The following is a 6,763-nucleotide window of genomic DNA, read 5'->3' as shown; positions in this document are numbered from 1 at the left end:
ATTACAACACAGATTACCCACATTCGTCGCTTGGGTATATGACACCGGTAGAGTTTGAGAATAGGCAAAAGAACGAGGCTTTGATTTCTACTAATTTATATGCTTGACTTAATGGGGGGCATTACAGGCAAAAAAACTGTACAGTCTAGTGTTTTGTCCGGTTTAATGCTTTCCACAAAATCCTTTTAACTCAACCACCATTATATGTTATACATCAAGACATTATTGCTATCAATTTTGGCTTTAGCACAAATATCCTTAAACGTTGTTTTATCAACTATTTCATTAATCGCATCTTTTACTTCTACCCACATGCTGCGAAACGGACAAAGATGTTCGTCTGAACATTTGGCATAACCTGAACTACTCACGCAAGTTATGGGCGAAGTCGGCCCTTCCATCAACCGCACGATTTCGCCGATGGTAATTTGTTCTGGCAGTTTTGTTAATAAGTATCCACCTGCGGGACCGCGTTTGCTTTGTACATACCCGGCGCCTTTAAGAGTTAACAATATTTGTTCAAGATACTTCAGTGGTATATCTTGGCGTTTAGCAATGTCACGCGCCAATACAACTCCCTGTCCATAATGTAAAGAGAGGTCCAGAATAGTTTTTAACGCGTAATCGCCTTTAAATGAAATCTTCATCTTACTTTACCCGTCATTTCGGTAATCACAATTATTAAACATTAAACAAACAAAACCGGTTTACGTCAACACAAAGTTATTTTACACGAACAAGCTTTTTGAGCTTCATCCCGCATTTTGGGCATTTACCCGGCTTGTTGCCTTCATACTCGCCCATGGGGCATATATAAACCGTTTTTGTAGCGGTAATATTTACCTTTGTTTTATGAACAAGCGGTAGTGTCCCAACAACAGTCGACGTATCCTGTTTTAATTCGGTTGTCGACGTACTTTTATCGATAATAACAATGGTTGATGTGTCCTTCTCAATTTCGTGATGCGGTATAGCAAGCGGTGCTTGCTCCGATGTATACCGTGATGGTTCATTTTCTTGAGTTGTATTTCCTCCCGTGCCGTGACAACTCATCGCGTATGTCGTCCCGGTTGCCAAAATAAATGTTACAAACAATGCTCCAACTGTTTTCATAAACTTACCCTCCTTCAAAATCCTACCCTGACGCCCATAGAATATACTTCCTGAAAATATGAATATCCGGTATCCAACACCGCCTTTCTAGCATCTGTATCCGCAAAATATTTTGAATCGTTTAATGAATACAGATATTTCAAATCTATGAATATGTTTTTAAATAATTCAGCGCTAACTTTAACCGATATATTTTTGTACTCATCACGCCGCGTCCGTTCGGCCAGTAGGTCGATATCAAACGTTTTAGTTGGGAAAATGAGCGGCATATATGTCCCATCAAAAAAAACACTTACCCGCTTACCGAGTTTTAATAATCCGCCAAGTTGGTAGTATTCCGAATTGTAGTTAGATCCAACAATTGACGACGTGCTGCTAAATTGTCCATACCCGAAATTTAGCAACAAATAATTGAATAAAATAGTGGTACCCTCAATTTTTACTAAAGTTCCGTCTTCTATCCGGTCAGTTGCTACAACGTTTTCTTCCATTGCTGGAGGTGGCGCGGAATTCTTGTATGTTCCCAACTGTTTAGTATATTCAATTTTTGACCGCAGATGTTGATTGTGCCAAAAAACCATGCTTAAATCAAGTTTTTGTTGTGTTGAATTGAGATTAGTAAGGCTAGTATCCGTGAATTCTGTGATTGGGTTGTTGTAGTACACCTTTTGTTTGTTTTCGTATTTCAACTTCACAATTGGCCCCGCGGCGAGTACCCAGTTGATTTCAAGCCCCGGATTGATAAATGAATAATTCCATGTGGTGTTTACCTCGTTATTATTCTCAAACCTGACCCACGGTTTGAGCAGCAACTGGTTTAAAGAAATTAATATCGCTGTATTAAAATCGTATTTTGTAGATTTACGTTCTTTGTATTTAACATATTCGTTTAACGTAATATTCCCGGAGGTAACTATATTAAACATTTTGGAAAACACGTGGCTGCTTTTAAACCCCAAAAGCCCTTCGCTGTAATAATCTTCCCTGAAGGGAAGAGAAAAGGTTGTTACTCTATATAAATCAATATTTGTGTTGAAACTGCGGTTAAAACTGAACACAGGCGTAAAATCCAACGCAAAAACAAACACTGGCAAAAGTGTGAGTGCGCTGAAAACAAAAATGATGCTTTCAATTATTTTGCTCATATTATTAATTCGCACAGCATGCGTGTGATGACGAACTCGTTGTTCCAATTTCACCGGCAGACTGGTCTTTGTTCAACTGATACTCTTTCATCAAAGTTGTCTCTTCGTACATTACGCCTAACGGAGAAACTACTCTATTTACGGCGCTACAGCCCGTTAGGATAAATATACTGATGACAATTAACACAATTAGTTTATACATCTTCCCTTCCCTCTTTCTTTATTATCCCAACGCTTGTTTCAGGTCGTCAAGCAGGTCGTCCTTATTTTCTATACCTACCGACAAACGGACTAAGTTATCTTTGATGCCACGTTTCTCGCGTTCGCTCTGCGAGAACGATACGTGCGTCATCTTCGGCGGGTAGCAAACCAAGGATTCTACGCCGCCCAAACTTTCGGCAAGGATAAAGAGTTTTAGTTTTGCGATAAACATTTCAACTTTTTTATACCCGCCTTTGAGTTCCATACTTATCATTCCGCCAAACCCGGACATCTGCTTTTTCGCTACGGTATAATCCGCATTGTTTTTCAACCCGGGATAATACACGGTTTCCACATTTCTATGGGTATTTAAATATTTCGCGAGGTATAACGCGTTGGTTTCATGTTCTTTCATACGTACCGCCAACGTTTTTATTCCCCGTAGAACCAGCCAGCTATCCCACGGGCCCGGCACTGCGCCCGCTGCATTTTGGTAATATTTAAGGTCGTTATAAATCCCAGCGTTTGAAGTTACCACCACACCGCCAATAATGTCGCTATGCCCCGCTAAATACTTTGTCGTGCTGTGCACTACAATATCAGCACCCAGTTCAATAGGGTTTTGGAAATACGGGCTGGCAAACGTATTGTCCACCACTAACAGCAACCCATACTTTTTTGCAATCCGCGAAACAAAAGTAATATCAATAATTTTCAATAGCGGGTTCGTAGGTGTTTCAATCCAAATAAGTTTGGTATTGGGTTTAATAAAATATGGCAAGCCGCGTATGTTGTCAACATCAAAATAGTCCGCCTCAAGCCCCCATTTTTTCATTACTTGTTCAATAAGACGGTAAGTACCGCCATAAACCTCATCCCCGCAGATAACGTGATCGCCTTGTTTAAGCAAGTTCAACACCGCCATCGTTGCAGCTACTCCCGACGAAAATGCCAGCCCGTGTTTGGCACCTTCAATCGAGGCAAGAGAATCCTCTAACGCTTTACGCGTAGGATTGCCGGTCCTGGAATACTCGTACCCTGTATGCTTACCAATCGCCACTTGTTCATACGTCGATGTTTGGTAAACCGGCACTATTACAGAACCTGTTAACGGGTCCGGCTTTTGCCCGTCATGGATAGCTTTTGTTTCAAATTTCATGTTTTTATACCTCATACGTTTACTTCGTTCCCCACTATTGTCCTTTTTGTGTTAACCAATAATTTATTAAGTCTGACCTCGTGATAATCCCAGCCGGATTATCGTTACGCGTAACCACTATCGCCGTGGTACCGCTCAATAGTATCCGGTATGCTTCAGAAATTTCTATGTTCTCGTCCAACGCCGGTAACGGTTGGCCCATAATCGCTGAAATCTTTTGGTTGTTAAAATCAATACCGTCATGCAAAAACTTCATGAGCGCCGCTTCCTGTAAACTACCGACAAACTTATTGTTTTTGTCAATTACCGGCAACTGCGAGATGTTATTTTCGCGCATAAGCTTGGCCGCTGCGTTGAGGGTTGCGTCTTGCGAGATGGATATTAGTAATGGAAAAGTTTTAACATCTACTATCTCGCCGACCTTCACCGGTTTCATAGTTTTTGTTGTTAAGAACCCGTTCTCATGCATCCAGGTATCGGAGAATATTCTGGTTAAATAGTTCCTGCCGGTATCCGGCATCAACACAACAATATATTTCGGCGTGGTAAGTTGTTGCGCGTATTTCAAGGCCGCAGCGACCGCTGTACCCGATGACCCGCCAACCAATAACCCTTCTTCTCTAGCTAATAGCCGGGCGGTGTAAAACGATTCTTTATCGCTTACCCTTACCATCTCGTCAACAATCTGGCGGTTAAAGGTTTTTGGTATAAAATCTTCGCCGATACCTTCCACCTTATACGATTTGGGGCTGTCACCGGAAAGAATCGATCCTTCCGGGTCCGCGCCGACGATGGTGATGTTAGGATTTTTTTCTTTCAAATACTTTGCTGTTCCGGAAATCGTCCCTCCGGTTCCCATCCCTGCAACGAAGACGTCGATCTTCCCGCCTGAATCCTGCCAAATCTCCGGCCCGGTGGTAAGATAATGAGCGTTCGGATTGTTGGGGTTTGCGAACTGGTTCGGCCGGTACGCGCCCGGGATTTCTTTTGCCAACCGGTCCGCCACGCCGTTATAACTTTCCGGCGAGTCGGGCGGTACTGATGTCGGGGTTATCACAACCTCTGCGCCGTAAGCTTTGAGAAGAACAATTTTATCTGCGCTCATTTTGTCCGGCATTACAAATATGCAGCGATACTTTTTTATGGCAGCTACCAACGCGAGCCCCACGCCCGTATTCCCGGCGGTTGCTTCAACAATTGTACCTCCGGGTTTAAGCAATCCTTCCTTCTCTGCTGCTTCAATCATCGCGAGTCCGATCCGGTCTTTCACACTCCCCCCGGGATTGAGATACTCCACCTTCACATATACCTCAGACTTGATACCGCTGACGATATTGTTTAACCGTACAAGCGGCGTGCGGCCGATAGCTTCAAGAATGTTTCTGTAAACAGCCATATAAATTCTCCGTTTATTTTGTAATCACAAAAATAGCGTTAAGCGCAAAAATGTTTGGAAAAACATTTACAATTCCGTTTTTCCCGAGAAAGCATGATTGAGTAATCTTAATCTTTTTCCACCTGCAAAAGTTTTTGAAATCATATATACTTAAAAACCGCAGGTTTGGCGTATCGTGCCATTGGTACGGCAACGCCGCGGTCATCGGTGCGCGGCCGCCAAAAAACAAAGTGGCCCGTGCTGTTATATGTGCAAAATTCGGGAATCCGATGATTACTTTTATGCCGACACGCAAAGATTCGTCTATAACGTATTCCACCTTTTTTACCTCCTGCAAACTCTGGTTCAAAATAACGTAATCAAAAGTTTTGTCCGGAAACCCTTTCAACCCGTTATCCAGGTCGTTATGCAGTACGCTTAACCCTTTTTCCACACATTTGTAAATAGCGTTTTCGTTTAACTCAATGCCTTGTACTACGGCATCTTTTGTGTCCGCCAAATGAGAAATAAGTTCCCCGGTACCGCACCCGAGGTCGACAACTTTTGCGCCGTTATGTATTATTCCTTCAATTATTAAATGATCAAACCGCGGTATATTTGCGCCCATTGGTTTTCCCCTTTCTCTTCAAACACTTTTTTTAAAAAATGTTTGATCAACTTGTTTTCTGCTTCAACTTCCAACAAAAACGCGTCATGCCCGTACGTAGAAAATATTTCGCAGTACGTAACATCCACCTGCCTCATCTTCAACAACTGGACTATCTCTTTTGATTGATATGAAGGATACAGCCAGTCCGATTTAAACGATAACACCAAAAACTTGGTATCCACGTTTCTGCCGGTAACAAAAAACTTATCACCCGAAACGTCAAAGTAGTCCATGGCTTTTGTGATGTATAGATACGAATTCGCGTCGAACCGTTTGACAAAACTGTCCCCGCGGTATCGCAAGTACCCTTCAACCTCAAAATTCGATTTAAAACTAAAACTGTCGTCTTTGTCTTTCAACCGCCGGGAAAACTTTTCCTCCATCGAATTATCGCTCATATACGTTATATGCCCGATCATGCGAGCGACGGATAAGCCGCGGCCCGGCGGGGTTTTATCGTAATAATTGCCGTTGTTCCACGCTGGATCCGCCATTATCGCCTGGCGGCCTACTTCGTTGAACGCAATCTGTTGCGGCGAATGTTTCATCGTAGTAGCTATTGGAATAACACTCCGCACTTTTTCCGGATACGAAGCGAACCATTGCAGCGCTTGCATGCCGCCCATGGAGCCGCCAGAAACGGTTAATAGTTTGTCGATACCTAAAAAGTCAATTAACCGTTTCTGCGCTTGTACTATGTCAGAGATAGTAATTATCGGGAAACTTAAACCGTACGGCTTACCCGTTGACGGATTTATCGATGACGGCCCTGTGCTGCCTTTGCATCCGCCAATCACGTTTGTGCAGATAACAAAATATTTGTCCGTATCAAACGCTTTCCCCGGGCCAACCATGTCGTTCCACCAACCGGGCTTATTGTCACCTGGGTGGTATCCCGCGGCATGAGCATCTCCGGAGAACGCGTGTAATACGAGTATAGCGTTTGACTTCTCAGCGTTGAGGTTGCCATAAGTTTCGTACGCAAGAGTTATAAACCCGAGTTTTTCGCCGCTCTCCAATACCAACTCTTTGGGTGGCGTGGCAAACGTATAATATTTTGTTTCCACTATTCCAATACTATCATCTACTGTTTCCATTTT

8 protein-coding genes are annotated in these 6,763 nt (G+C 42.9%); all 8 read right to left on the bottom strand.

What is annotated here, in order from left to right:
• Positions 1 to 200 precede the first annotated feature (200 nt).
• Positions 201 to 647, bottom strand: a complete 447-nt coding sequence (locus WC955_07335) for an Rrf2 family transcriptional regulator (protein MFA5858863.1) — start codon at positions 645 to 647, stop codon at positions 201 to 203.
• A 76-nt stretch (positions 648 to 723) separates the two neighbouring features.
• Positions 724 to 1,113: a heavy metal-binding domain-containing protein gene (locus WC955_07330; GenBank protein ID MFA5858862.1), complete on the bottom strand. Its 390-nt coding sequence runs from the start codon at positions 1,111 to 1,113 to the stop codon at positions 724 to 726.
• A 14-nt stretch (positions 1,114 to 1,127) separates the two neighbouring features.
• Positions 1,128 to 2,258 (bottom strand): hypothetical protein, encoded by a 1,131-nt coding sequence (locus tag WC955_07325; protein MFA5858861.1) that lies wholly within the window; start codon positions 2,256 to 2,258, stop codon positions 1,128 to 1,130.
• A gap of 4 nt (positions 2,259 to 2,262) precedes the next feature.
• Positions 2,263 to 2,460: a hypothetical protein gene (locus WC955_07320; GenBank protein MFA5858860.1), complete on the bottom strand. Its 198-nt coding sequence runs from the start codon at positions 2,458 to 2,460 to the stop codon at positions 2,263 to 2,265.
• 21 nt (positions 2,461 to 2,481) lie between these two features.
• The gene (locus WC955_07315; GenBank protein MFA5858859.1) at positions 2,482 to 3,633 is read right to left on the bottom strand and encodes a cystathionine gamma-synthase; all 1,152 of its coding nucleotides are present in this window, start codon (positions 3,631 to 3,633) and stop codon (positions 2,482 to 2,484) included.
• 19 nt (positions 3,634 to 3,652) lie between these two features.
• Positions 3,653 to 5,014, bottom strand: coding sequence for a cystathionine beta-synthase (locus WC955_07310; GenBank protein MFA5858858.1), 1,362 nt, complete (start codon positions 5,012 to 5,014; stop codon positions 3,653 to 3,655).
• 13 nt (positions 5,015 to 5,027) lie between these two features.
• Positions 5,028 to 5,621 (bottom strand): methionine biosynthesis protein MetW, encoded by a 594-nt coding sequence (gene metW / locus WC955_07305; GenBank protein MFA5858857.1) that lies wholly within the window; start codon positions 5,619 to 5,621, stop codon positions 5,028 to 5,030.
• A complete protein-coding gene (locus tag WC955_07300; GenBank protein ID MFA5858856.1) occupies positions 5,588 to 6,760 on the bottom strand; it encodes a homoserine O-acetyltransferase in 1,173 nt (390 codons plus the stop codon). The genes metW and WC955_07300 overlap by 34 nt, the downstream gene beginning before the upstream one ends.
• Positions 6,761 to 6,763 lie beyond the last annotated feature (3 nt).

The organism is Elusimicrobiota bacterium, assembly GCA_041658405.1.
In the GTDB taxonomy this organism is placed as follows: Bacteria; Elusimicrobiota; UBA5214; order JBBAAG01; family JBBAAG01; genus JBBAAG01.
This window is presented reverse-complemented; position numbering and strand designations above follow the sequence as displayed.

Coding starts and splice junctions, on each gene's coding strand:
- WC955_07330 (MFA5858862.1), bottom strand. CDS start 1,113: ATGAAAACAGTTGGAGCATTGTTTGTAACATTTATTTTGGCAACCGGG.
- WC955_07335 (MFA5858863.1), bottom strand. CDS start 647: ATGAAGATTTCATTTAAAGGCGATTACGCGTTAAAAACTATTCTGGAC.
- WC955_07325 (MFA5858861.1), bottom strand. CDS start 2,258: ATGAGCAAAATAATTGAAAGCATCATTTTTGTTTTCAGCGCACTCACA.
- WC955_07300 (MFA5858856.1), bottom strand. CDS start 6,760: ATGGAAACAGTAGATGATAGTATTGGAATAGTGGAAACAAAATATTAT.
- WC955_07315 (MFA5858859.1), bottom strand. CDS start 3,633: ATGAGGTATAAAAACATGAAATTTGAAACAAAAGCTATCCATGACGGG.
- metW (MFA5858857.1), bottom strand. CDS start 5,621: ATGGGCGCAAATATACCGCGGTTTGATCATTTAATAATTGAAGGAATA.
- WC955_07310 (MFA5858858.1), bottom strand. CDS start 5,014: ATGGCTGTTTACAGAAACATTCTTGAAGCTATCGGCCGCACGCCGCTT.
- WC955_07320 (MFA5858860.1), bottom strand. CDS start 2,460: ATGTATAAACTAATTGTGTTAATTGTCATCAGTATATTTATCCTAACG.